The following is a 26,044-nucleotide window of genomic DNA, read 5'->3' on the forward strand; positions in this document are numbered from 1 at the left end:
AGACGCCGGGTCGTCCGCCGGTGCCTCGACTGCGGGGGTGGCCGACCGAGCCGCCGGTGAGCCGAGCGGGACCCGGTTCGGCACGGCACGTGCGGCCGGTCGAAGGCGCTCGGTCGGCGCGATGTGTGGCGTCGCCGGGTCAGGTGCGGGGCCGGGTGCGGCGTCCAGGACGCGGTGGACCGGTGGCTGCAAACCGGCTCGGACCGGGCGGCCGGGAGAGGTGTGCGCGGTGGGAGTGCGCGGAACTGTCCGGGCAGGCACCGCGGCTCCCGGCGCGGACGTCGGCTCGCTCGCGCGGGCGAGCAGCTCGCCGGACGTGGTCGACGGCGCGCCCGGTCCGGGTGACGCCCCCCGGCTCTGCGAGCGGGCCGCGGGGGGAGTACCGCGCTCCGGGTCGAGAGTGCGCGCCGCGCGGGTCGGCGGACCCGGCACGGAGCGCGGGAGCGGTGCGGTGGAGCCGGCACGGTCGGGCGTCACGGTCGGCGGATCCAGCGCCCGCGCGACGGACGCCGGCTCCGCGGGGTGCGCCGGCACGGTCGCCGACCCCGGCGACGGCGTGTGCCCGCTCGGCGACGACAGGTCTGACGACCGCGCGACCGTCGACGGCGGACCGATGCGCCCGACGGTCGGCGGCGCTGCTGCCGACCGCGGGACGGCCGACGCGGGGCGCGACGCCGGCGGGACCGTGGGCGACGCCGTCGATCGCGCAGCCGTCGTCGGCGACGGTGCCGACTCCGGGGCCGTCGTCGGAGACGCTGCCGACCGCGCAGCCGTCGTCGGCGACGGTGCGCCCCCCGCAACGGTGGACGGCGACGCCGTCGACCGCGAGGTCGTCGACCGAGCGACCGTCGGGGGTGGCGTCGACTGCCGCGCACCCGGTCGCGGCGGGGGAGCGTCCACCGACGGCGGTACCGAGGACCGTGCGACGGTCGATGGTCGTGCGGGGCGTGCCTGCGCCGCCGTGGTCGGTGACCGCGTCACGACGGCACGCGCCGCCGATGCCTGCGGTGCGGGTGGCCGTGGGGCGGGTGAGCTCGGTGCCGTGCCGCCGGACGGGCCGGACGGCCTCGCGGGCCTGTCGGCAGCTGCCGTCCGCGCCACCACCGGCAGGACCGGAGGCGCTGCGACGGCGGCCGGCGCCGAGGTGTCGGCGTCGTCCACGGAGCGCCCGACCACTCCGTCGTCGGGAGCGGCGGACCGCCGCCGTCGTCCGACCAGCCCTCGACGAGGGACGGCGACAGGCTGCGGAGCCGGCACGGCGGGTACGGCGGCGTGCGAGACGAGGCCGTCCACGTGCCCACCGGGGTGCCGGGCCAGGGCGTGCTCCGGCGCCCGCAGCACCACCGGGGAGGCCTGGCGGGTGCCCAGGCCACGGCTGAAGTCGGCGCTGCGCGCGACCGGCTGCAGCGACAGGGAGCGCGGGACCATCGCCGGCACGGTGTCCCAGGACCGGCCCCGGGGAGCGGCCGGCGAGGGCGCAGCGGGGGGATCTGCGGTGGCCCGCGCGGCGAACGGCCATCGCCTCACGGCTCCTCCTCCTCGGCCTCGTCGACGATCCGGTGCGCGTACGCCAGGAAGTGGGCCCGGTCGGGGTGCTCCAGGTCGAGGAGCGTGTCGAGGGGCCAGTGCAGGACGGCTGCCAGGTACGCGACCTCGTCCAGCAGGTCAGCGGTCGCGTACGTCAGGATTCCCCCGGCGGACCACCCGCCAGGTCGACGGCGAACTCCTCGTGGCAGGAGGGGCACGTCACCGACGCGGTGGTGTGGCCCTCGGAGTTGATCCGTCGGTAGAGGTCCTGCAGGAACGCGAGGTCGGGCGTGAAGAGGTTCTCGACGACCGCGGGCGTGATGGACGTGACGTCGCCGAGGTGCGTGATCGTGCGCGCGAGGAGCAGCACCGTCAGGTACGCCTCGTTGTCCCGCACGCGGGGGTCGCGCAGCGGGACGATCTCGTCGCGGGCGCGGGCCAGGCGCATCGCCCCCGAGCGGTGCACCCGGCCCTCGTCGTCCTCGTACCCGATGGGCAGCTCGAAGCTGAACTCCGTCTGGAGGGCTATGGGCGTGCCGACCGACATGGTCGCGCTCACGCCACCGCGAGGCCTTCGTGGACGAGCGTGACCTCTTCCACGGTGACCTCGGACCCACCGGCCTGCAGCGAGCCGATGCTGATCTTCGACGGCCAGGCGTTGGTGATGTTGAACCGCATCTTCTCGCCGCGCTCGTAGTCGTAGAGCACGATCGCGGCACCGCGGCGGGCCTTGTCGATCTTGCCCTCCTGGACCTCCTTGACCCAGGCCCACCACCCCTTGTCGGTGGTCATGCCGCGCTTGAGCGTGATGTCGCTGAACTTCTGGGCCGCGGGCAGCTTCTTCATCACCGGGATGCCCTTGGGCTTGTTCTCCTGGTGCTCGATCACGGAGACCTCGATGCTCAGGCCCGAGACCTCCTTGAACTGGGCGAGCGTGATCCCGTCGACCTCGATCTGCCAGGCGTAGTTCGCGAGTGCGTCCTCACCGATGGGCATGGTGTCGTCCTTTCGCTGTCAGGTGGACCTGCACGACTCACTCTTGGACCGCGCCGCCGGTCGGCAGCTGGCTCACCCGGAACACGACGAACTCGGCCGGCTTCACGGGTGCGATGCCGATCTCGATGACCACGTACCCGGCGTCGACGACGTCGGGTGGGTTCGTCTCCTCGTCGCACTTGACGTAGAACGCCTGGTCGGGGGTCGCGCCGAAGAGGGCGCCGTCCCGCCAGAGCCCGAGCAGGAACCCGTTGACGGTGCGCTTGATCCGCTGCCACAGGTCGAGGTCGTTCGGCTCGAACACCGCCCACTGCGTCCCGCGCAGCACGGACGACTCGATGTAGTTGAAGAGCCGCCGGACGTTGATGTACCGCCAGGTCGTGTCGTCGGACAGCGTCCGTGCTCCCCACACCGTGATGCCGCGGCCCGGGAACGCCCGGATCACGTTGATGCCCGCGGGGTTGAGGTCGTCGTGCTCGACGCGCGTGATGTTGAGCTCGACGTCCAGGGCCCCGGCGACGACCTCGTTGGCGGGCGCCTTGTGGACGCCGCGCGTGTCGTCGTTGCGGCCCCAGATGCCCGCGAGCGCGCCGCTCGGCGGGAACAGCCGTGCGCGGCCGGCCAGCGGGTCCCAGAAGGACAGCCACGGCCAGTACGTCGTGGCGTAGGCCGACGAGAACCGGGTCTTCTCCTTGACCCACTCGAGCACCTGCTGGGCGTTGAGCCCGCGCGGGGTGTCGAGGATGGCCACGCGGTCCTTCTGCGTCTCGCAGTGCGTGATGAGCGCGCTCTGCACCGCCTTGAAGCCGTCGGCGTCGATCTGCCCCGCCTCGTACGCGGCCACCAGGTCCGGCACCGCGACGATCGTGACGTCGTCGAGAGCCTCGAGCCCGGCGATGCCGGACCGGGCGGTGACGTCGCCGAGGTAGTCGTCCGGGGTGAGCCGGGCCGGCAGGGACGCCCCTCCGGAGAGCACGAGCGCACCCGTCGTGGGCACGCGCTCGACGATCGAGGAGCCACCCAGCTCGCTGATCTGCACGAGCGCGGACTCCGCGAGCGCGGTCACCACGTTGTTGCCGCCCTTGCGCGGGGTCACCCCCTCGTACCGCTCGACGGTGTCGCCCCGCTGCACGACGAGCGTGAACACCTCGTCGGCCGGCGGTGCCTGCTCGCCCTCGGGCGGCGGCTCCTGCTCGTGCTTGGGCTCGACGGTCACGGTGATCGTGTCACCGGCGCCGCCGGGCTCCTTCGCCTCGATGCGGTAGACGCCCTGCCCGGCCTTGAGCGCGCTGGTCAGCTCGGCGCTCGCCCGGGCCCCCTCGTCGGAGCTGACGGAGCCGATCCGCGTGATGTACGCCGAGCCGCCGCCGTTGTTGAAGTACTGGTAGACGGCGTTCGGCAGGTAGGCGCCCTCCACCCAGGTGCCGAAGGTCGCGGTGTACTGACCCCAGTTGGCGACCTTGATCGCCTGGTCGTACGGCCCGTCGGCGGTGATGCCGACGAAGGCCGCGATGGCCGTCCCGACACCCTCGATCGGGCGCGAGCCGGCCGGCAGCTCCTGGATGTAGACACCGGGCGACCGGATGCTGCTCAGCGTGGCCATGGCGTTCCCCTCCGTCGACGTGTGGGACCCAGCCTCATCCCGCGCGGTCGCCGCGGACAGGGGCCGGGCGTCGCGCCATCGCGCCGCCCTCGCTGCCCCATCGCGCACTCGTGGGGGAGGCGCGCGCCGTTGGCGGGCCCGCTGCGCTACGACAGGGAGGTGACGCCCTGGGAGCGCTTCGCGGACCTGGTGCTGCAGCGGGAGGCAGCGCTGTGCCGCGTCGTGTCCGGCGTGCCCCCGCGGGACTTCGCGGGGATGTACGTGGACGACGACGACCTCGACACGATCCTGCGGTCGTTGCCCGGCCTCGACGGGCCCGGCCCGGAGGCCGCTGCTCCCGTGCGGGACCTGTTCGCTCCCCTCGTCGACCAGGCCCGCGCCGCCCTCGCGCTCTGGTGCGCCCAGAGCGCCGACGCCCTGGCCCGCGCCTGCCGCAACGCCGGCCTGGCTCCGCCCGACGTCGAGACGATCGCCCTGCTCACCGCGGTGGAGCTGGACCCGCAGCGTCAGCGGGTCGTCGCCTACGTGCAGGACTCGGTCCAGCTGCCGCGCCCCTGTCTCGCGCTGCTCGCGCGCGCGCTCGGGCCGGCGGGGCCGCCGACCGTGGCGCCCGGTTCACCCCTGCGCGTGGCCGAGCTGGTCACCGTGGAGGACTCCGGCCCGTGGGCGGTGCGGATGTGCGGCGTCGCGCCGCGGCTCGTCTGGGCGGTCCTCGGGGTGGGCGCACCGGACCCGGACCTGCCCCCGCGGACGCGGCGCGTGCCGGCGCAGAGCTCCGCCCGAGGGCGACGGCCGCCTCCACCGGCCCTCCTGCTGGTGCACGGGGCCGATGCCGAGAGCCGCCGTCGGGCGGTGGGTGCCGAGCTCGCCGGCCGACCCCTGCTCGCCACGTCCGTCCCGGAGTCGGCCGCGGAGTGGGCGGCCGTCGTGCGGGAGGCGACGGTGGACGGGTGCGCGGTGCTGCTCGAGGTCACCGGGCCGCCGGAACCGACGGCGGCGGCACGGATCGAGACCGCGCCGCACCTCACGTTTGCGCTGTCGTCGCCCCGCGAGCTCCCGCTCGAGGCGCTGCCCGAGCGGCGGTGGCGGGAGGTGCACGTCCTCGACGGCGAGGCCGGCCCGGAGGACTGGCTGGCCCGCACGGGGTCCACCGAGTCCGGCGGTGCCCGCCTCACCCGCGAGCAGCTCCGGCTCGTCGCCGGTGGCGACGGCGGGGACCCGGCCGCGGTGCAGGCGAACCTGCGCCGGCTGGCCGGCGGACACCTCGACGGGCTCGCCGTGCGCGTGCGCGCACGGCGCGGGTGGGACGACCTCGTGCTCCCCGACGCGCAGAAGTCCCAGCTGCGCGAGCTCGTCGCGCGGTACCGGCGGCGGCGGACCGTCTTCGGCGAGTGGGGCTTCCCCGCCATCCCGTCCACCGGCGTCGTCGCGCTGTTCGCCGGACCGTCCGGGACCGGCAAGACGCTCGCCGCCGAGGTGGTCGCACGCGAGCTGGCCCTCGACCTGTACAAGGTCGACCTGTCGTCGGTGGTCAGCAAGTACATCGGGGAGACGGAGAAGAACCTCGAACGCATCTTCGCCGCGGCCGGCGCGGGCGACGTCGTGCTCTTCTTCGACGAGGCCGACGCGCTGTTCGGCAAGCGCTCCGAGGTGTCGTCGGCGCACGACCGCTACGCCAACATCGAGGTCGCCTACCTGCTGCAACGGCTGGAGACCTTCGACGGGCTGGTGGTGCTGGCCACCAACCTGCAGCGCAACATCGACGACGCGTTCCTGCGCCGCATCGGCGTCGCCGTCAACGTGCTCGCGCCGGACGAGGAGCAGCGCCGCCGGATCTGGCAGCTCGTCTTCCCGGCCGGGGCACCCGTGGAGGACCTCGACCTCGACTTCCTCGCGCGCCAGTTCAAGGTCACCGGGGGAGTGATCCGCAACGCGGCGCTCGGGGCCGCGTTCTCCGCCGCCGACGACGGTGGCCCCATCACCATGGAACGCCTCGTGCTCGCGATGCAGCGCGAGTTCGTCAAGCTCGGACACCTGTCCACCGAGACGGAGTTCGCGCGGTACTTCGACGTCGTGCGGTCAGGACGCTGACACGGTGCCCGCGACCCAGACCCGGGACGCGCTGGACCGGGAGCCCGGTGCACAGGCCCGGGGACGGACCGGGCCCCCGACCGCCGCCCGCGCAGGGGCGCCGACGTCGAACGCCGGGATGGCCCGGCTCGCCCGGGACGGAGGAGCCGCCCGGGCGACCCTGCTCAGCGGCGGGGGCAACCGGCTCGCCCGCTCGACGCTCGCCGTCACGCACCCCGGCGATCCCGTCGAGCGGGAGGCCGAGGCGGTCGCGTCGCGCGTCGCGCACGGTGCCGCACCCCCGGCGGCGATCGCGCGGGCCGCCGAGCCGGCCCTGGCGCGGTCCGCCGTCGCGCGCGAGGACACGTCCGCCGACGTCGCCGCGGGTGGGGACGTCGAGGTGTCCACCACCGTCACGTCGCTCGTCGCCAGCCCGGGGGCCGGCGTCCCGATGGACCCCGCGGTCCAGGCGAAGGTCGAGCCGCACCTCGGCGCCGACCTGGGTGCCGTGCGCGTCCACCAGGGACCCGAGGTGGGCGCCGCCGCGGCCGAGCTGCACGCCCGCGCCTTCACCGTCGGGGCGGACATCTTCCTGGGCGACGGGGAGTCGTCCGCGGACCTGGAGCTCATGGCGCACGAGGCGACCCACGTCGTCCAGCAGCAGGCCGTCGCCGTCTACCGGGACCTCGAGGTCACCGACCTCATCCCCGACTGGATCATCGACGGTGTCACGTCCGCCGCCCAGGAGATCCCCGGCTACACCCTGCTGACCGTCATCACCGGCAAGGACCCCCTCACCGACGAGCCCGCGACGGTCAGCCGCACGGAGTTCGTCGAGAAGCTCCTCACCTTCGGCCCGTTCGGTGCCGCCGTCGGGCCGCTGCTGCAGACCATCGACGTCCTCGGCGACATCATGTCGCTGCTCATGGACGCGCTCGCGGCCCACGACCTCACGCTGTCCCGGATCGGCCACGACATCTCCGCCGCGTGGGACGAGATGGGGGTCACCGAGGGGATCGACGGGAACGTCGCGATCGTCGAGCGCTACGTCGACGCGATCGTCGCCGACATCCGGGCGTTCGTCTCGGACGTCATCGACGCGGTCATCGAGAAGGTCCGCGAGGTGGTCGCGGACGTCGCCGAGCCGCTCCTGCAGCGCCCCGAGATCGCGCCGTACTGGGACCTCGCCAAGAAGGTGTTCCACCACGACCCGCTGCGCGACGAGGACGTCAGTGCGCCGACCGTGGAGATCCTCGGGGACTTCCTCAGGCTCGTGCACCGCGACGAGGTGCTCGCGCAGATGACAGAGCGCGACACGCTGCAGAAGACGGCCGACTGGCTCGACAAGCAGTGGTCCGTGTTCACCGACCTGCTCAGCCGCACCGGTGCGCTGTTCGCCGACGCGTGGGCCGCGATCAGCCCGGAGAACCTGCCGAACCTGATCGAGAACATCACGTCGCTGGCCGACCGCGCCTTCATGCTGCTGCGCGACGTCGGTGCCTTCGCCGAGACGATCCTGGTCGAGGTCCTGGACCTGGTGAAGAAGTCGCTCCTGGGCTGGGCGAGCGAGCACGCGCACAAGGTCCCCGGGTTCCACCTGCTCACCGTGATCCTGGAACGCAACCCGTTCACCGACGAGGCCGTCCCCCGCACCGCCGAGAACCTGATCAAGGGGTTCATCACGCTGCTGCCCGGCGGCGAGGCCATGTACGACGAGCTCGCGGAGTCGGGCGTCATCGGCGACGCGGCCACCACGATCGAGTCGGCGATGACGCGGCTGAACATCTCCTGGGACCTGATCACCGGCACGTTCCTGGGCATCTGGAACTCGGTGACCCTGCAGAGTCTGCTGTCGCCGGTCGAGACGTTCGACCGGATCGTCGCCGCGTTCGGCGACCCGCTGAACCGGATCGCCGAGTTCGTCAGCGTCGTCATCCAGGTGGTCGTCCGGCTGATCCTCGAGCTGATGAACTTCCCGTCCGAGCTGCTCGGCAACATCATCGCCAACGCGACCGCCGCCATCGAGGACATCAAGAACGACCCCGTCGGCTTCCTGAAGAACGTCGTCGCCGCCATGAAGGCCGGGTTCGAGGGCTTCTTCGGCAACATCGCGACCTACCTGCTCGAGGGTCTGAGCGGCTGGCTGTTCCGCGGGCTGCGCGGCCTGGGCATCGAGCCGCCGACGTCGTTGTCGGTCGAGAACATCATCACGCTCGTCATCCAGGTGCTGGGCGTCACCACGGAGACCCTCTGGACCAAGCTGGGGGAGCGCATCGGCCTCGAGCGCGTCGCGCAGATCCGGGGCGCGCTCGACCAGCTCAGCGGGGCGTGGACCTTCATCAAGGACGTCCAGGAGCGGGGCATCACCGCCGTCTGGGAGTTCATCCAGGGCCAGCTCAGCACCCTGTGGGACACGATCCTGACCACCGCCAAGGACTGGATCATGCGGGAGATCGTCGACCGCGTGGTCACGCGGCTGCTCTCGATGCTCGACCCCACCGGGATCATGGCCGTCATCAACGGCACCATCGCGTTCTTCAACGCCGTCCAGTCCGCGATCGACTACCTGCGCGAGCTGCTCGAGATCGTCGACCAGTACGTCTCCACGATCGCGTCCGTGGCCCGCGGCGACGTGGCCCCCGGCGCCGCGATGCTCGAGCGAGGGCTGGCCAGCGCGGTGCCCGTCGCGATCGGGTTCCTCGCCAACCAGGTCGGCCTGGGCAACGTGCCCGAGAAGGTGCAGGAGATCATCGTCGGCCTGCGCGAGCTGGTGGACCAGGCCCTCGACTGGCTCTTCGACCAGGCGATGGCCCTGGGCCGCGCGGCGCTGGACGCGCTGACCGGCGGAGCCCCCGCCGACCCTGCGGCACCGGAGCCCGAGCCCCAGCCCGTGGCCGCGGACGGCGCCATCCCCACCGGGCTGCCACCGGAGGAGATCAAGCGCCGCGTCCTTGACCTGGTCGAGGCCCGCATGACGGCAGGAGACATCAACGACGTCACCAGCCTGCACGCCTACCTCGCGGCGACCTTGAACACCAACCGGCCGAGCGGTCTGAAGGGTCTCCAGGTGCACGTGGCCGACGCGACCACGATGGACGTCGCGATCGAGGCCTCCGCGAGCCCGCCCGAGCTGCGCCGGATCAGGTGGGACCAGATCTTCTCGGCGGAGTCGCTCGACACCGACGCGGAGCTCGACGAGCTCAAGGCGGCGCTGTCCCGCGCCAGCATGGCGTCCTACGCCGCCGTCGCCGTCAACGGGGCGCGGATCGGCGAGCTCAGCTCGAGCGGTGGAGGGGTGCACGCCGAGGAGGGCCTGGTCCGCGGCTCGACGTGGACCGACGCGATCGCCGCCGCGAGGAACCGCGGACCGGACGGTACGTCGACGGTGACCCTGATGATCAACCGCACGCCGTGCATCTCCTGCGTCACCTGGCTCGTGGAGGCGATCAACGACGCCAGGCGCCAGCTCGGACCGGACGCCGCCGGCACGACGTTCGTGCTCGCGGCCACCGGGACGTACCGGCGGCAGGCACGGATCCCGGACGAGGACCTGGAGTACCTGAAGAACGCGTGCACCGCGATGGCGCAAAGGGCAGGCCAGACCAAGGCGTTCAAGCAGATCTTCGAGGAGCAGCTCGAGATCTGGAAGCAGGACCTGCGCTCGTTCAGCACCGAGTGGACCGACGAGGAGATCACCGAGAGCGGACTCGGCCAGCTCGCTGCGGCGCGCTGGCAGATCGCCGGCCTCGACGCGGGCGGTTCCCTCACACCGCGCCGGCTGGAGATCGCCGCCATCGCCGCCCGGCTGGGTGAGAAGCTCGGCTGGTCCTCGTAACGGCACGAGCACCCGTCTCCCGCTGGGTCGAAGGGGGTTCGTCCGGCTGGGCTGTGGTCAGCGCTCCACGACCCGCAGGTCCCGCTCCCGCACGGGCGGCCCGGCGACGAACTCCTTCGCCGGCTGCAGCGGCGCGATGAGCACGACGTCCAGCGACGGCTTCATCTCCCCACCCAGTGCGCTCCACAGGTCGGTCAGCGACCGGTCCTCACCGGGCGGGAGGGCCACCTGCAGGACGACCTGCTCGTCGGCGAGCCGCCCGGTCAGGTGCGCTGCGGGGATGCGGTCGAACCGCACGAGGTTCTCCAGCATCTGCCCGAGCAGGTGGTGCTCGTCCTCGGGCCGGCTGGTCCAGGCGGTCAGGAGGTACGAGAGCCGGAAGTACCGCGGGCCCGGGCGGTGGCCGGTGATCCGGCCGCGCTGGTCGCGCACCGGCTGGGCGGCGGCGTCGCGCCGCTCGACGTCCTCGCGGATGTCGTACATGAACACGTCGACCACGGGCCCGTTTCGACGGGAGGCCCACTCGGTCGTGGGGGCGTCGAACGCGATGTCGGCGCTCTGCCCACGCAGCACCTCCTCACGCAGCAGCGCGCTGAGGGCAGCGTCGACGTCGGAGATCATCGCCCCATCGTCCGCCGGGCGCCGCCCGGGGCGACACGCTGTGCGGGCGGCGGTGCCCGAAGGGGCAGCCAAGACCACCCGCGACGCCCGTTCACTCCTCCGGGGCACCGGCCTAGCCTGGACGGGTGAGCGTTCTGGAGGCGCGGGAGATCTACAGGTTCGCCCGCCTCGCCGGGTTCGAGCCGGACGAGGCCGCGACCATGACCGCGATCGCCCTGGCGGAGTCCGGCGGCGAGACCGGCGCGCACAACGCGGTCGGGGAGGACTCGCGCGGCCTGTGGCAGATCAACGTCGCGGCCCACCCGGACCTCCAGGGCGTCGACCTGTCGGACCCGCTGGCCAACGCCAAGGCCGCGTTCGACGTGTCGGGCGGAGGTGCGGACATCTCGCCCTGGACGGTCACGCACGGCGGCGCGGGTGCGCGGTACCTGAGCTACCGCACGGAGGCCGAGGTGGCCGCCCAGCTGAACGGCGACCCCGTCGGCGGCTCCTGGGCGGGCACCGACGGCTACGGGGACGCGACCCCTGCGGGCGGGTCCGGCGGCGGCGCGGCCGACGCAGCCGCGGGGGACTGGCAGCCCAGCGGTTCGCTGCAGGCGTTCCTGGACGCCGCGACCGCCCAGGCGGGGGACACCTACGTCTTCGGGGCGAACGTCGACGTCGACGACGCCGATCCCGAGACCTTCGACTGCTCCGGCCTCGTCAGCTGGGCCGCGGGACGGGTCGGCGTCGACCTGCCGCACGCCTCGTGGCGCCAGTACCTCGAGCTCAAGGAGCTCGGCCTCGTCGTCCCCGTCGAGGAGGCCATCGACACCCCCGGCGCGCTGCTGTTCAACTTCCCGTGGGAGCCGCAGCCCGGCGAGAGCAGCCGGCCCGGGAACGCGCACGTCGCGATCAGCATGGGCGACGGTCGCACGATCGAGGCGATGAACCCGAGCAAGGGCGTGCTGTTCGGTGAGGCCAGCGAGCGGCGGTTCCAGTTCGCGGCGGTCATCCCCGGCATCTCCGACGGCACCGGGACCGCGGCCCCGGTCGATCCCGGGCTCGACACCGACGGCGACGGCATCACCGACGTCCTGGAGGCCAAGCTCGGCCTCGACCTCTTCCTGGTCGACAGCGACGGGGACGGCATCTCCGACGGCTACGAGATGCTCGTGACCGGCACGGGCGCCGCGACGGGCGACTCGGACGGCGACTCCATCGGCGACTCCGTCGAGCTCGGTCTGGGCACCAACCCGCTCGCCGCGGACTCGGACGGCGACGGGACCCTCGACGGCGGCGCGGCCGGCGGGCTCGACAGCGACGGCGACACCCTCGACGACGGGCTCGAGACGGTCCTGGGATCCGACCCGTTCGGCACCGACTCCGACACCGACGGGTTCACCGACAAGGCGGAGTACGGCGCCGGCTACGACCTGGCCGACCCGCTGAGCAACCCGCTCAGCCCCGCCGCGGACGACATCGTCAGCAGCTGATCAGATCAGCCCCTGGCGCACCGCGTACGCGACCGCGTGCGACCGGTTGCGCAGGCCGAACCGCCGGGTGATGTCCTGGATGATCGTCTTGACGGTGCGCTCCGAGTAGCTCATCGCGCGGGCGATCTCCCGGGTGTCCGACCCGTCGCCCAGCATCCGCAGGACGTCGCGCTCGCGGTCCGTGAGCGTCGCCATCGCCAGCAGCCGCGGGGCGGTCGCGGTGGGGCCGGCGGCACCCTGCCGGGGCATGAGCGCCGCCAGGAGGTCCGGGGGGATGACCGCCTCGCCGGCCGCGACCGACCGCAGCAGGTGCCCGAGGCTGTCCGCGGTGACCTCGCGCCGGCGCAGCAGCCCGACGGCGCCGGCCTGGACGGCGAGCGCGACCGCCTCGGTGCTCACCTCGCCGAGCAGGACGACGACCCGCACCCCGGGGACGGCGCTCAGCTGGTGCAGCGCGGCGATGCCCTGGGGGGTGACGGCGTCGAGGACCACGAGGCCGATGTCCACGTGCCCGTCGGCGCCGGCGGCCTCCAGGTCGTGCAGCTCCCCGAGCATGGACCGCAGGCCGGCGCGCGTCAGGCAGTCGCCGCCCTGCACGCCGATGCGCAGCCGCACCCGGGGCTCGGGCTCGGTGAAAGCGGGGATCTCGGTCGTCGCCGGCCGTCGCAGTGTCGTCGTCGTCACCCGGACAGCGTGCCCAGCCGGACTCAACAGCCGCTCCACAAGAACTCAACGCGAGCGGTCGCCTTCCCGGGGGGTGGTGCGGCAGGGACAATGCGGACATGGGGGCGGACGTGGACCACGTGCTTGCGGCGATCGCCCGCGCCGCTGCGCGGCACGACCGCCCGGACCTGCTCGAGAGGGTCGAGCTCGCACGGGCCCGTCTGGCGGACCCCGCCTGCCGGGTCGTCGTCTGCGGGGAGTTCAAGAAGGGCAAGAGCTCGCTCGTCAACGCGCTGCTCGGCGCCCGGGTGTGCGCGACCGACGCGGACGTCGCCACCGCGATCCCCACGTACGTCCGGCACGGCGAGCGGCTCGAGGCGCACGTGCTGCAGGAGGAGAGCCCGGGATCTGCCCGCGGCTCGGCCGTGCCCGCCCCGGAGGTGGACACCGTCGCCACCGGGCACGGCGGACCGGCGGCGCGCGCGCTCGAGATCCGGCTGCCCCGCGAGCTCCTCGCGGGCGGGCTCGTGCTCGTCGACACCCCGGGGATCAGCGGGGGACTGGCCTCGTCGCACGCCGGCGTCGCGCTGCGCGCCCTCGCGGTCGCGGACGTGCTCGTGTTCGTGACCGACGCGAGCGCCGAGCTGGGAGCTGCGGAGATCGAGTTCCTCGCCCAGGCGGCCGCCCTCTGCCCGGTCGTGGTCGGCGCCGTCACCCGCATCGACCTGTACCCGCAGTGGCGCCGCATCCTCGCGGCCGACACGGAGCACCTGACCGCCGCCGGTCTGGACGTCGACCTGCTGCCGCTGTCCGCGCCGCTGCGCCACCACGGCCTGCGCGACCGCGACCGGGAGCTGCTGCTCGAGTCGGGGTACCCGCAGCTGACCGCCCGGCTCGTCGCCGAGCACGAGCGCGTCTCGGGGTCCGGAGGTGCAGCGGCCGCGGCCGTCGGGGCCGGTGTCGTCGGCCAGCTGGTCGCCGAGGTGACGGCACAGCGCCGCGCCCTGGATGCCGACGCGGCGTCGCAGGAGCAGCGGCAGGCGTGGGCGCGAGCGCGGGAGCAGGCCGCAGACCTGCGCAGCGCCGGCTCGCGCTGGCAGCAGGTGCTGTTCGACCGGATGGCCGACGTGGGTGCGGAGGTCGAGCTGGACCTGACGGTGCGCATCCGGTCGCTGCGACGCGAGGCCGCCGAGCGGGTGGCCCAGATGCCCCCGGCGCGACTGGCCGCGGACCTCGGCCCCTGGCTGCAGCAGCGGACCACGGAGCTGCTGCTCGACCACCAGAGCGTCGTCCGCGCCCAGGCCGACCAGGTGGCGGACGCCGTGGCGGAGCAGTTCGGGTCCGCGGCCCGTGACCTGCGTCGAGGGCTGGACCTCGGGACGGACGAGTCCGGTCCGGTCCGGGACGTCGCGTTCGCCCCCGCGGGCGCCCAGTCCGTCTCGCGCCTGGACATGGGTCTCGTCGCACTGCGCGGCGGCTCGGCCGGCGCGATGATCACGCACGCGGCGGGCCTCGTGCTGGGCCTCGCCTTCCCGGTGGTCCTGCCCGCCGCCCTCGTCCTGTCCACCGTCCTGGCCGGCAAGTCCTGGCAGAGCGCCCAGAAGGCGCAGCTGCGCGCGCTGCGGGCGGACACCGACCGGGCCGTCGCGGCCTACCTCGAGGAGGTCGACATCGCGGCCCGCAAGGACACCCGCGACGCGGTCCGGCGTCTTCAGCGCCGCCTGCGCGAGACCTTCAGCGCCCGCGCGGCCGAGTTGTTCACCACCGCCAACCGGTCCGTCGAGTCCCTGTCGACGTCCCTGACCGGGGACGACGAGGCGCGTGCCGTCCGCCGCGCCGAGCTGGACGCCGAGCTGGACGCGCTGCGCAGCCTGCAGCGGGAGGTGGGTGCCGTGCTCGCAGCCCGGCTCCCGGTCGCGGCATGAGCAGCGCCACGTCGCGGGCCGTCCGCGCGCTGCTCACGGACGCGGTCGAGGCCTACCGCGGCCTGCCGGAGGAAGCGGGTCTCCAGGACGTGCTCGACCGCTGGGACGACCCGCTGCGCGTCGCGTTCGCCGGGCGGGTCAAGGCCGGGAAGTCGACCCTGCTCAACGCGCTCGTCGGCGAGCGGTTGGCCGCCACCGACGCGACCGAGTGCACCCGGATCGTCACCAGCTACGTCAACGGGCCGGCCACGCGCGCATGGGCCTACCCGTTCGGCGGCGAGCCCGTGCAGGTGCCGTTCCTCCGGGCCGGAGGGCAGACGCGGATCGAGCTGGGCGCGATGGAGGCGGACGGGATCGCGCAGCTCGTCGTCGAGACGCCGAACCGGCGGCTGGAGCGGCTGACGCTGATCGACACGCCGGGCATCGGGTCGGCCCGGCGAGAGGTCTCGGCGCGGACCGACGCGTTCCTGCTGGACGACGGCTCGGGCGCGGACGCGGTGCTGTACCTCATGCGCCACCTGCACACCGCCGACGTGGGCTTCCTGCAGTCGATGAGCGACGAGCACGACGCAGGGGTGTCGCCGGTCAACGCCGTCGGTGTCCTGTCGCGTGCGGACGAGATCGCCGGCGGGCGCGAGGACTCCCTCGAGGTGGCCGCCCGGATCGCGCAGACCTACTCGGCCGACCCGCGGGTGCGCTCGCTGGTGCAAACCGTCGTGTCCGTCTCGGGGCTCCTCGCGCTGGCGTCGACGGGGCTGCAGGAGCGCCAGCACGCCGCCGTCGTCGCCCTGGCGGACGCCCCGACGTCGCTGCTCCTGTCCGCCGACAGGCTCCTCGACGCCCTGCCGGACCGAGGGCCGTCCCGCGAGGTGCGCGCCGAGCTGCTCGAGGTGCTCGGCCTGTTCGGCGTGCGCCTGTGCGTCAGCCTGGTCCGGCTCGGGTCCGCCGGCGACGCGGCCACGCTCGCGGCGGCCCTGCGCCGGCTCAGCGGGCTGGACGACGTCCGCGCGCTCCTGCTCGAACGGTTCGTCGCGCGGGCCGGCGTGCTGAAGATGCGCCGCGCGGTCCGGACGGTCGAGGCTGCCCTGGCGGCGCGGCCCGTCCCGACGGCGGGTGCGCTGCGCCGACGCGTCGAGGAGGTGCTCGCCGCCGCCCACGAGCTGGTCGAGCTGCGCCTCCTGGACGACCTGCGTACCGGCGAGCTCGAGCTCGGTGACGACGCGGCCGCGCTCGACGCGGAGCGGCTGCTGGGGGTGGACGGCGACGCGCCGCACGAACGGCTGGGCCTGGACGAGGCCGTGCCCGACGAGGACGTCCGGGCGGCCGCCATCGAGGCGTTGCGGCGCTGGCACCGCCGGGCGGCGAGCCCGCTGGCGACGCCCGACCTGCGCCGCACGGCCGAGCTGGTCGCGCGCAGCTGCGAGGGGATCGTCGCGGGGCTGCCCGCGACCACCCTTCCCTGAACGCCTGGCGGGGTGTGCACTGGGGGAGGGGTCGCGCGGGCGGGGGTCCGGCGTGCCTCCGGGGGGAGGCGATCGGGGTGCGCGGACTGTCCCGCGGTCGCCGGCCCAGCGCGGCCGCGGTCGTCAGCGCGGTGGCCGTGGCGGTACCCGTGGTGCTCGTCGGGACGGCCGGTCAGGGCAACCCCGTCGCGGAGCTGCTCCAGGAGACGGGCACCGTGTGGATCGCCTCGCCGGACCAGGGTCTGCTCAGCCTCATCGACGGCTCCTCGCAGGAGCTCGCCGCATCGGTGCGGGTGACGATCCCCGCCGGTCCGCTCGACGTCACGCAGGCGGGGCCGTCCGCGTACGTCACCGACGTCGCCGCCGGGACCGTCACGCGCCTCGACGGTGCGACGTACGCGCCGTCCTCCCCGTTCCTGCTGGGCACCCCCGGCGGCGGCACATCGGTCCTGACCGGGGGTGACGCCCTCTTCGTCGTCGACGCGGCGGAGCGCACGGCGACGCAGCTGGACCCGACGACGCTGCGGACCGGCGAGACGGTGTCGCTCGCGGCGGAGCCAGGAGCGGGACAGACGGTGGTCGACGACGACGGGCGGCTGTGGGCGGTCGACGCGGGCGGGGGCGGGCTCACCTGGGTCGACGGCACCCGCCAGGGGGTGATCCGGGACGTCGACCCACAGAGCGTCGTCGTCCTCGTGCAGGGCCGGCCGGCCGTGGTCGACGTTGCGAACCGCCGGGTCGCCCGGGTCGACCGCGGTGGTGTCCAGGCATGGGGCTGCCTCGACGTGCGGCCGGAGGACCAGGTCCGCGTGCTCGGCTCGCACACCCGCCCTGAGGTCTACGCGGCCGTCCCGAGCACCGGGACCGTGGTCGTGGCGGCCGTGGACCGTGACGACTGCTCCGGGGTGGTCCCCGTCGCAGAGCCGGGCACGAACGACTTCGGCGCGCTCGCGCAGAGCGGTGCCTACCTGTTCGTGCCGAACCGCACGGACGGCACGACCACCGTCGTCGACACCCGGACGGGCACGAGGGTGGTCGCCTTCCCGCTGACGCCGCCGGGCAACGACGTCCAGCTGGTGGCCAAGGACGGGCTGGTGTTCTACAACGACCTGGACTCGCACGTCAGCGGCGTGCTGACGTTCGCCGACGGGTCCTGGGTCCAGGGCCCGTCGATCGACAAGTACGACCCCACCACCGGGCAGCCGGTGACGGTGGAGACGCCGACCGGCCCGAGCGATGGTTCAGTCGCGGGCACGCCCCCGGCGTCCGGCCTACCTGCGGCGCCGGACGCCGTGACCCAGACGCCCGACGGGTCGGCCCCGCCGACGCCCGCCCCGGAGCCGACGGACCCCACCCCCGACACCACGCAGCCCCCGATCGGTCCGCCACCCACACCGAGCGGAGCACCTTCCGCGCCGACGGCGGCCGTGCCCTCCAGGCCGGGCTCCGGTGCCGCCACGGGACCGCCACCGGCCCCGGACGTGCTGGCCGTGGGCACCCTCACGGCGACGCCGGCGACCATCGGTGCCGACGGGACGACGACGCTGACCGCACCCGTCGCGAACACCGAGGGTGCGCACTGGGCGGTGACCGTGCGCGCGCAGGACTGCGACTTCGCGCAGACGACGCCCATGGCGGCGGTGCCACAGGGGGAGGTCTTCACCACCTCCCTGGGGCCGCTGTCCAGCGAGTGTCTCGGCGTCCACGCCGTGGAGATGGTGCTGGTAGGGCCGACCGGGACAGCGGCGGCCAGCACGACCCTGGAGCTCGTCGCCGACCCGGCCAGCACGCCGGCCGTCTCTGGACTTGCCTGCGCGCCTGTCACCCCGGCACCCGAGGAGGCGATCACCTGCACGGCCGACGAGACGGTGGTCGGCCGTCGCGCCACCTGGACCTGGTCGGTCGCGGACTCGGTCAGTGGCGAGACCGTGCTGAGCCCGAGCGTCCGCTCCGCCGGCGAACCGTTCGTCGTCACCGTCCCGCACCCCTCGCGCTACACGGTGACGCTGAGTGTCCGGTACAAGGGGTCGGTCGACGAGGCCACCGCCGAGATCAGCACGACGACGACGGTGCCCGACGTGACGGGCATGTCGGTCGACCAGGCGACGGAAACCCTGGCGAGCGCCGGTCTCGGGGCGAGCGCGTCGACCGAGGCGAGCAACGCCGTCGCCGCTGGGACCGTCCTGCGCAGCGAGCCCGGTGGCGGGTCGGTCGTCGTCTTCGGCGACGCCGTGGGGGTCGTCGTCTCGGGCGGGTCGAACCCGCCCGTGAACCTGTACGACCGCGCGTGGGGTGCCACCTGGGCGAGCGGTGCCGGTGCGCTGGCGTTCCCCGGGACCGACGGTGACCCGCGTGGCGGCGCGATCCTGTACGGATGGGCTGTCCTCGAGGACGGGAGCGCGCCCCCCGTGCTGTCGATGCACCCCGAGTGGGTGACCGGCGGGTGGATCGAGGGCACGTACACGCTCGACGCACCGGTCCTCGCCGGCGACCGGTTCCGGGCGACGGTGGGCTTCGTCGCTGTGACCGGAGCCACCTCGGCGGGCGTCGTGACCTTCCGCGTGATCGCCGTCATGCCGAATGACGACAGGGTCGAGGTCCACGCGGTCGCAGACACGGGCGCCGACGGCGTGCTCCGGGCGATCGACGTGGACCTCTCGCGCGTCGCGGGGGCGCGCAGGATCGTGCTCCGGGTCGAGGCAGGAGAGACCGCCGCGCAGGACTGGGCCGCGTGGATCTCGCCGACGATCTCCCCGTGACCCGTCCGGGGTCACGGACCACGGGTCACGACGAGCACGCCGCCAGGGAGACAGCCCGGGACTCGGCGACGGCGCCGAACCGGTCGGTCGGCTGGATCGAGGCAGCCGACACGTCGGCGAGGTCCACGCCGGCCGGCACCACGAGCGAGTAGACGCCGCGGCTCGACCCGCTCGGGAGCATCCGGTAGCCGCCGGCCGGGCCGTCGGGCACGCCGTCGAACGTGAGGCGGACGTCGAGCGAGCCCGCGTCGGCGTCGGCGAGGGTCGCCGTCACCACCGCACGGTCCGTGCTCCCGTCACGCGCACAGGTGGGGTCGGCGGTCCACACGGGCGGGATGTTCACCCGGACGTCGACCGGCACCCGCTGGTCGCCGAGCACGAGCGTGACCGCCCCGGTGACGACCCCGTCCGACGGGGGAGCGCCCGTGACGCGCACCCCGACGGGGACGGGTGCCGCCTCGGTCGTGTGCTCGATGCCGTCGACCGTCTCGATCGGGCCTGCGACGACATCGATGCTCGCCGTGTCCGTGGCGAGCCACGGGGGGACCTCGACGGTGACCGTCGAGTCGACGAAGCAGTCGTCCGCCGTGACGGCGAAGGTCCCGGTGCCGTCGCGTCGCAGGTCGATGAACCTGCGGCCGGTCAGCGCCGGGACGCAGCGGTCCGCCACCGTGACCGGCACGGTGGCCACGTCCTCGAGCGTCCCGCTCGTCACGGCGAGGGCGATCTCATACTCGCCGGGTTCCGGGAACCGCACCGGCAGCGGTGCGCCCGCGGGGAGCTCCTGGGCGAACAGCAGACCCTTCTCCGGCAGGGTGACGCTCCACTGCCACGTGGCGCCGCCCTCCGGCAGCCCGGACTCGACCGCGGCGATGTGGACGATCTCGCTCGTGCCCGGGGTCGTGTCGTCCACGAGGAACTTCTCGATGTGCGGGGTCGGGACCAGCACGGTGTCCAGCGCCCGCTTGCTTGTCGCGCGGTGACCGGCGGAGTCGACGATCTCGAGCGACAGCGTGTACGACGCCGGTGCCGTTGCCTCGAGCGTCACGTCGACGGGGCCGGGCTGGTCGGAGGTCCACACCACGGTGCCGTCGGCTGCCGTGATCGTCCACGTCCAGGTGGTCCCCACGGCGCCGCGGACGTCCGGGAGGAGGCGCACCGGCTGACCGAGCACGGCCGGGTCCGGCCGCACGCTGACCCCGTCGATCAGCGGCCCGCCCTCGACGGCGCTCGACGGTGCCGACGGCGCGGTGCGCCCGTCGCGTTCCGGGGCGACGGCGGCCCAGTCGGTCGCCCCGGTCCCGTCGGTCTGCGTCGCGTCGTCGCCCGCGGGTGAGTCGCCGAGCACGGCGACCCCCTCGTCCGTGCTCGGGTCGAACTTCTGCACCTCGGTCGGCGTCCAGGTGTCGCCCTCGAGCGAGATCACGCCGGACACCTCGGAGTCGAGGTCGTTGTAGAAGACGATCCCGTCCTTCGACGTCAGCTCGACGCGGTTGCCGGGCCCGGCCAGCTCGAGGTCGGCCACCCGCCGGCCCAGGGACGTGTCGACGACCGCCGTCCGCCCGGTGGTGCGGTCGGGCACGAAGACGTACCGACCGTCCTGCGCCAGGGGCCCGAACTCGGCGGTGCCCGGCTCCGCCAGCTCGATGGCGGTCGCGCAGTCGTCCCGGCCGACCGACGCGACCACGAACGTGCCGTCGGCCGGCACGGCCGAGTAGACCTGGTCCGACGTCGTCGACCCGAGGATCCTGGCCGGTGAACCGTCCCACTCGCCGGCGCAGGACCACCGGCCCGTCGGCCCGTCCGGCCCCAGCCGCACGACCCGACCCCCCGCGACGTCGACGAGGACGGCACGCCCCTGGACGAGGACGAGCTGCGCGTCGGGCAGCCCCAGCGGCTCGACCTGCTTGGTGCCGTCGAACCACGTGAGGTCACCGGTGACCGCGTCGACGACCCAGAGCCGCCCGGCGTCGTCCACGACCGCCTGCCCGTCGCCGGGCTCCGCGGCGAGCGAGAGCTCGACAAGCACCTCGAGCGTCTCCGGGGCGGCGCGGGCCGCGGTCCGGCGTTCGGGGTCGAGCACGTAGACGGCACCGCCGCCCTCGAGCACGAGGGGCCGGCCGCCGGGGGCCGCGAGGCCGGCGGCGGCGCCGGCCGCGAAGGTCGCCCCGTCAATGCGCGCGGCCGTGCCCAGGGTGCGGTCCACGACGTACGCCGACGAGCCGCTCTGGGTCACCACCAGGTCGTCCCCGGCGAGGCTGCCGGGGGCGGGCAGCGAGACGACGATCTCCCGCGACGCGCCGTCGAGCAGCGAGACCGTGCCCTGCTCGGGCGACGCGACCCAGGCACGCCCGGCCACCTGGCGAGGCGCCTCGAGCGGGGCGTCCTCGCCGTACCGCAGCGCGAGCGCGAGCGGAGCGGCCACCACGGCGCACGCGACGAGAGCCGTGAGCGCGACCCGGGTCCGGGGGCGTCGTCGCGGTCGTGTGTCGCGCAGCACGGGTCAGCCCTCGTGCGATCGGCCGGCGGTCACGGGCTCGCCGACAGGTGCCTCGGTCTGCGCGGGGCGTGCGGGCGGTGCGGGGGACCGGCGTGCCCAGCGACCCTGGGGGTCGACCAGCGACCGCGGGTCCAGCGCCGCGCGCCAGCGCACCGGCAGCGGCAGGCTGTGGGCGATCGCCGTGCGCACGCTCTGCTCGAGCTCCCAGGCCTGTGCGGCGACGACCGCGCTCGGCTCCGTGGGGGCGTAGACCACGGCGGTGTGCAGCTGGGCGAGGGTCAGCAGCTCCGGACCCACCGTCGGCTCGTCCCGCCGGCTGGCCCAGGTGGCCTGCTCGATCGCCGTCCACGTCGGTGGGGTGGGCGCACCCGTCTCGCGCAGCCGGTCACTGGTCTCGCGCCACGCCGCGGCGACCTGCTGGGCCGCGGTGCCGCGGTGCCTCCGCCGGTTCCGTCGCACCGCCTTGGCGACGAGGATCCCCGCCAGCGCGAGGAGCACCACGACGACGATCCCTGCGACCAGGTAGGCCGACCCGCGCACGACCGCGGCGAGGGTGCCGCCCGGGACCTCGGTCGCCTCGTCGAGCTGCGAGGTGTCCGGCTGCGCGGGCTGCGCGGCGCCGGCGTCCTGCGGGAGGACCGGCTCGTCGGGGTCCTGCGGTGCCTGGGCGTCGGCGAGGTTCGTGGTGTCCGTCGGGTCGAACGCGACCCAGCCGTACCCGTCGAGGAGGACCTCGGGCCAGGCGTGGACGTCCGTCGAGTGCACGGTGTACGTGTCACCGACGCGTTCGTCCTCCCGGAGCAGGTAGCCCACGGCGACGCGGCTGGGGTACTGCATCGCCCGCGCGAGGATCGCGAACGCGGAGGCGTACTGCTCCGCGTTGCCGGGCAGGGCGTCCGGGCCGACGAGCACGCGCTCGACGGCACCGTAGGAGTGCCCGGGCAGGGCGTCCGGGTTGGTGCTCCGCTTGCGCAGGGTCTCCTCGAGGCTCGTGAGCTGAGTCCACGGTGTCACCCAGTCGGCCTGCGCGGTCCGTGCCTCGCTCGACACCCAGGTGGGCTCGTCGGGCAGGGCGAGCAGCGCGGGTGCGGCTTTCGGCGGCGCGGCCGTGTCGATGCCCGCCCGACCGGCCACCTCGGCCGTCAGGGTGTACGAGACGGCGCCGGAGAGGTTGTCGTCGGCGTCCGCGCGGACCAGGGACCCGCTGGACTCGTCGATGGCGGCGGACGTCCCGGTGAGCGTCAGGGGCCGGCCGACGACGGGCAGGTACGGGCTGCGAGCCGTGAGCACGGAGATCTCCAGCGTGACCTCCTCCGAGGCGGTCGAGGGCACCTCGGGCTGCGGGAGCTGGGTGCCCGCCAGCACGAACGTGCCCGACTGGCTCCACAGGGCACCGTCGAACGCGTCGAGGGCCGCGAGACGGATGCGGTCCACGGGGGTGCGCGGTGTCCCGTGGACGGTCACCTGGTAGAGCGGCGTGGGGTCCCCGACCAGCTGGGGCTTGAGCTCGACGAGCGGGGAGAGGCCGACGGTGACGCTGACGTCCGGCTCGTGCGCGTCGCGCGGGTCGGCACGGTCGGAGCCGTCGGCCAGCGGCAGGACGAGCGCGCCGACCGCGGCGACGACGATGACGAGGGCCACCCCGGGCACCCCGAGCAGCACGCGACCGACGGCCGACGTGCGTCGCGCGGAGACGGCGTCCCCGCCGACCGCACGGTCGAGCTCGAGCTCGCGCTGGTGCTCCGCGGCGACGTCGCGGCTCACCACCGCGGCGGGGTCCGGCCGGTTGGCGCGCACGAGCACGAGGAGCGCCAGGCAGGCCAGCAGCGCGACGGTGAGCACGAGCTGGGTCTCCTGCCGTGAGGCCGTGACCGCGAGGGCCAGGACGAAGACGGCGAGCGGCGGCAGGCACAGGGTGACGACCACGGACGTCCGCAGGACCAGCACGCCCACCAGGTAGGACGCGACGAGACCGGCGGTCACCGGCAGGGCGAGCACCGGTGGTGCCGGGTCGGCGGGCAGGGCCACGGTGAGCATGCGGTCCCACCCGGACAGCAGGTCCTGCCCGGCCGCCGCCGGGTCGGGTGGCCATGGCTGGAGCGCGAGCAGCGCGTAGACGTACAGGCCCACGAGGCCGACGGGCGCGATCGTCCAGGCGGGCCAGCGCCACAGCACGCCGGCACCCGCCAGCGCCGTGCCGACGAGCACGGCGCCCAGCGTCACGGGCAGCCAGCCGGTCCCGGCGAAGTACGGGCCGAACGCCAGGCACGCGACCGCCACCGCGAGCGTGCCGAGCACCAGCTCGGCCACGATCCCGGCGGTCGCGCCCCACCGCCCCCCGTCCGTCACATCAGCCCCTGATCTGCGAGTTCCACGCCTCGGCGAAGTCCTCGCTCGTGGCGACGTTCACGACGAGCGCCCCCTCGAGGGGTGCCGCCCGCCGACCGAACCGCTCGCCCAGCTGCGCGACCGACACCATCTGGAACCGTCCGCGTGCCCGGGACACGGCGGCGCGCTGCTCGGGCGACGGCTGCCCGGTGACGACGCCGAGCGAGACGCCCTCCTCCCGCGGCGTGAGCCGCAGCAGGGCGGCGAGGCCCGGGTCGTCGGTGGAGGGCTCGACGCGGGCGAGCAGGTCGAGCACCTCGCTGCGGTCGCGGGTGCGGTCGACCACGACCCCGGCACCGCCCGTGGTGTGCAGCGCGAGCGGGAAGCGCCCGTCGACCGCGGCGACCGCGAGCGACGCGGCGACGCGCACCGCCTCCTCGAAGCTCTGGGCGTCGTACGGCTCCGCCGACGTGTCGAGCACGATCATCAGGCGCGGCTCCTGGGGCACGACGTTGTGGCGGACCATGAGCACGCCGGTCCGCGCGCTGGCCTTGGCGTGGATGAGCCGGTGGTCGTCGCCCGGCTCGTACTCGCGCAGGCTGTGGAACGCGATCCCTCCGCGCGGCGCGCTCGACGACGTGGGCCCCTCGGAGTCCTGCGACCGGCCGCTGGGCAACACCGCGACCGCGTGCAGCAACGGGTAGACCGTCAGCGCCCCGGTCGAGGCGTAGTCGCGGGAGATGCGCATGAGGCGCAGCGGGTCGGTGTGCCCGATCGACAGGGGGCCCACCGGGAACACCCCGCGCCGGTCGGTGGGCAGCGGGTAGGTCGAGGCGTGCGACGCGCCGGGCGCGAGGCTCGGCAGGGGCAGCGTGATCGTCCGCGACCCGAACCGCTCGAGCGCGAGGACGGGCGGGCTGCGCCGCCCGGCGGTGTTGGTCAGCGTGACGACGCCGCGGGCGAGCTCACCCTCCTGGACACGCAGCGGCTGGATCTCGCGGACGGCGTCCAGCGACGGCCGGTAGACCATCCACAGCGCGGAGATCGCGAGAGCCAGCACGCACGCGAGGCCGATCGCGACCAGCTCCGGGTAGTCCAGCCACCAGCCCGCAACCAGGAGCAGCACGCCCGCGACCGCGACCGCCTTGCCCGAGGTGGTGATCACGGCTCACACCCCGGCTCGCACCTGGGGCACGGGGACGGAGGCCACGAGCGTCTCCAGCAGCTCGCGCGCCGTGCGGCCCTGGAGCTCGGCCTCGGGCCGCAGGATCATCCGGTGCGGCAGCACGTACGGCAGGACGGCCTTGGCGTCGTCGGCGGTGACGAACGAGCGGCCCTGTGCGGCGGCGAACGCCTGGGCCGCCTTGGCCACGGCGATCGTCCCGCGCGGGCTGATCCCGAGCCGCAGCTCGGGCAGCGTCCGGGTGGAGGCCGTGATCGTCACGATGTAGGCCAGCACCGCGGGCGCGAGGTGCACCGAGGCGGCGATCTGGTTCATCTGCTGCAGGTCCGCGGTGCTCATGACCGCCTGGAGCTCGTCGGTGGACCGTCCCGCGGTGATGTTGGTGACCACCTGGACCTCCGAGTCGTGGTCCGGGTAGCCCAGCGTTGCGCGCATCATGAACCGGTCCAGCTCGGCCTCGGGCAGGTCGTACGTGCCGCCCTGCTCGACGGGGTTCTGCGTCGCGATGACGATGAACGGCCGCGGCACCAGGTACGGGATCGAGTCGATGGTCACCTGGCGCTCGGCCATCACCTCGAGCAGCGCCGACTGGGTCTTGGGCGAGGCGCGGTTGATCTCGTCGCCCAGCACGATGTTCGCGAACACGGCTCCCGGGTGGAAGACGAACTCCCGCTTGCCCGAGTCGTAGACCTGCACGCCGGTCACGTCGGAGGGCAGCAGGTCGGGCGTGAACTGGATGCGGCGCATCGACCCGTCGATCGACTGCGACATCGCCTTGGCCAGGGACGTCTTGCCGGTGCCGGGGACGTCCTCGAGGAGCAGGTGCCCCTCGGCGAGCATGCAGATCAGTGCCATGCGGACGACGTCGGTCTTGCCCTTGATGAACGACTCGACGTTGGCTGCCAGCGCGTCGAACCTGTCGGCGAACCAGGCAGCCCTGCCCGCCGACGTCCCGTCCTCGACCTCACGATCCACGACATCCCCCGATACGGCCGTGTTCACATCTGGGACAATCCGTACGTCGATAGTAGAGACGCGACCTGCCGCAGAGATACGCCCTGGACTGCCCGATCGGGAGGCGGCATCCCCGGTACGG

Annotated in this window: 16 protein-coding genes; 6 read left to right on the top strand and 10 right to left on the bottom strand. The window is 74.1% G+C overall.

Annotated elements, in window-relative coordinates:
• Window positions 1–1,523 precede the first annotated feature (1,523 nt).
• The 4 genes from CXY01_RS01645 to CXY01_RS01660 are packed head-to-tail and all read right to left on the bottom strand — an operon-like array spanning window position 1,524 to window position 4,126.
• Entirely contained in the window at window positions 1,524–1,745 is a 222-nt protein-coding gene (locus CXY01_RS01645) for a hypothetical protein (protein ID WP_146925312.1), read from the bottom strand.
• Window positions 1,682–2,086: a hypothetical protein gene (locus CXY01_RS01650; RefSeq protein ID WP_222594460.1), complete on the bottom strand. Its 405-nt coding sequence runs from the start codon at window positions 2,084–2,086 to the stop codon at window positions 1,682–1,684. The genes CXY01_RS01645 and CXY01_RS01650 overlap by 64 nt, the downstream gene beginning before the upstream one ends.
• The gene (locus CXY01_RS01655; RefSeq protein WP_055914089.1) at window positions 2,083–2,523 is read right to left on the bottom strand and encodes a phage tail protein; all 441 of its coding nucleotides are present in this window, start codon (window positions 2,521–2,523) and stop codon (window positions 2,083–2,085) included. The genes CXY01_RS01650 and CXY01_RS01655 overlap by 4 nt, the downstream gene beginning before the upstream one ends.
• 37 nt (window positions 2,524–2,560) lie before the next feature.
• Window positions 2,561–4,126 carry a phage tail sheath family protein gene (locus CXY01_RS01660; protein ID WP_246124929.1) on the bottom strand — a complete coding sequence of 522 codons (1,566 nt, stop codon included), beginning with the start codon at window positions 4,124–4,126 and terminating at the stop codon, window positions 2,561–2,563.
• Window positions 4,127–4,285: 159 nt separating this feature from the next.
• On the opposite strand from CXY01_RS01660, the gene CXY01_RS01665 reads away from it, so the two are divergent.
• Complete coding sequence (locus CXY01_RS01665) at window positions 4,286–6,217, top strand: AAA family ATPase (protein WP_222594461.1); 1,932 nt, start codon at window positions 4,286–4,288, stop codon at window positions 6,215–6,217.
• Window positions 6,218–6,221: 4 nt separating this feature from the next.
• Complete coding sequence (locus tag CXY01_RS01670) at window positions 6,222–10,031, top strand: eCIS core domain-containing protein (RefSeq protein WP_146925313.1); 3,810 nt, start codon at window positions 6,222–6,224, stop codon at window positions 10,029–10,031.
• Between the two features lie 57 nt (window positions 10,032–10,088).
• On the opposite strand, the gene CXY01_RS01675 is transcribed toward CXY01_RS01670, so the two are convergent.
• A complete protein-coding gene (locus CXY01_RS01675; RefSeq protein WP_146925314.1) occupies window positions 10,089–10,652 on the bottom strand; it encodes a Pvc16 family protein in 564 nt (187 codons plus the stop codon).
• A gap of 125 nt (window positions 10,653–10,777) precedes the next feature.
• Between CXY01_RS01675 and CXY01_RS20760 the strand changes: the two genes are divergently transcribed.
• On the top strand, window positions 10,778–12,127 hold the full coding sequence (locus CXY01_RS20760) for an NlpC/P60 family protein (protein WP_186813254.1): 1,350 nt from the start codon (window positions 10,778–10,780) through the stop codon (window positions 12,125–12,127).
• Here CXY01_RS20760 and CXY01_RS01685 read toward each other — a convergent pair whose 3' ends face one another.
• Window positions 12,128–12,811 carry a response regulator transcription factor gene (locus tag CXY01_RS01685; RefSeq protein WP_146925315.1) on the bottom strand — a complete coding sequence of 228 codons (684 nt, stop codon included), beginning with the start codon at window positions 12,809–12,811 and terminating at the stop codon, window positions 12,128–12,130.
• A 98-nt stretch (window positions 12,812–12,909) separates the two neighbouring features.
• Here CXY01_RS01685 and CXY01_RS21290 point away from each other — a divergent pair, with 98 nt between their 5' ends.
• The 3 genes from CXY01_RS21290 to CXY01_RS01700 all read left to right on the top strand — a co-directional run bounded on the left by CXY01_RS21290 (window position 12,910) and on the right by CXY01_RS01700 (window position 18,937).
• The gene (locus CXY01_RS21290) at window positions 12,910–14,715 is read left to right on the top strand and encodes a dynamin family protein (RefSeq protein ID WP_146925316.1); all 1,806 of its coding nucleotides are present in this window, start codon (window positions 12,910–12,912) and stop codon (window positions 14,713–14,715) included.
• Window positions 14,712–16,178, top strand: a complete 1,467-nt coding sequence (locus CXY01_RS01695; protein ID WP_146925317.1) for a dynamin family protein — start codon at window positions 14,712–14,714, stop codon at window positions 16,176–16,178. Before CXY01_RS21290 ends, CXY01_RS01695 begins: the two co-directional genes overlap by 4 nt.
• 77 nt (window positions 16,179–16,255) lie before the next feature.
• Window positions 16,256–18,937, top strand: a complete 2,682-nt coding sequence (locus tag CXY01_RS01700) for a PASTA domain-containing protein (protein ID WP_146925318.1) — start codon at window positions 16,256–16,258, stop codon at window positions 18,935–18,937.
• 25 nt (window positions 18,938–18,962) lie between these two features.
• Here CXY01_RS01700 and CXY01_RS01705 read toward each other — a convergent pair whose 3' ends face one another.
• The 4 genes from CXY01_RS01705 to CXY01_RS01720 are packed head-to-tail and all read right to left on the bottom strand — an operon-like array spanning window position 18,963 to window position 25,923.
• On the bottom strand, window positions 18,963–21,437 hold the full coding sequence (locus tag CXY01_RS01705; protein WP_146925319.1) for an NHL repeat-containing protein: 2,475 nt from the start codon (window positions 21,435–21,437) through the stop codon (window positions 18,963–18,965).
• A 3-nt stretch (window positions 21,438–21,440) separates the two neighbouring features.
• Window positions 21,441–23,786, bottom strand: a complete 2,346-nt coding sequence (locus CXY01_RS01710) for a transglutaminase TgpA family protein (protein ID WP_146925320.1) — start codon at window positions 23,784–23,786, stop codon at window positions 21,441–21,443.
• A 1-nt stretch (window position 23,787) separates the two neighbouring features.
• Window positions 23,788–24,930 (bottom strand): DUF58 domain-containing protein, encoded by a 1,143-nt coding sequence (locus CXY01_RS01715; protein ID WP_146925321.1) that lies wholly within the window; start codon window positions 24,928–24,930, stop codon window positions 23,788–23,790.
• Between the two features lie 3 nt (window positions 24,931–24,933).
• A complete protein-coding gene (locus tag CXY01_RS01720) occupies window positions 24,934–25,923 on the bottom strand; it encodes an AAA family ATPase (RefSeq protein ID WP_222594462.1) in 990 nt (329 codons plus the stop codon).
• Window positions 25,924–26,044: the final 121 nt, after the last annotated feature.

Origin of the sequence: Cellulomonas xylanilytica (genome assembly GCF_007989805.1) — a bacterium.
In the GTDB taxonomy this organism is placed as follows: domain Bacteria; phylum Actinomycetota; class Actinomycetes; order Actinomycetales; family Cellulomonadaceae; genus Cellulomonas; species Cellulomonas xylanilytica.

Excerpts from the sequence above, each read along its gene's own strand:
- CXY01_RS01655 (WP_055914089.1), bottom strand. The coding sequence starts at position 2,523 with ATGCCCATCGGTGAGGACGCACTCGCGAACTACGCCTGGCAGATCGAG.
- CXY01_RS01660 (WP_246124929.1), bottom strand. The coding sequence starts at position 4,126 with ATGGCCACGCTGAGCAGCATCCGGTCGCCCGGTGTCTACATCCAGGAG.
- CXY01_RS01675 (WP_146925314.1), bottom strand. The coding sequence starts at position 10,652 with ATGATCTCCGACGTCGACGCTGCCCTCAGCGCGCTGCTGCGTGAGGAG.
- CXY01_RS21290 (WP_146925316.1), top strand. The coding sequence starts at position 12,910 with ATGGGGGCGGACGTGGACCACGTGCTTGCGGCGATCGCCCGCGCCGCT.
- CXY01_RS01695 (WP_146925317.1), top strand. The coding sequence starts at position 14,712 with ATGAGCAGCGCCACGTCGCGGGCCGTCCGCGCGCTGCTCACGGACGCG.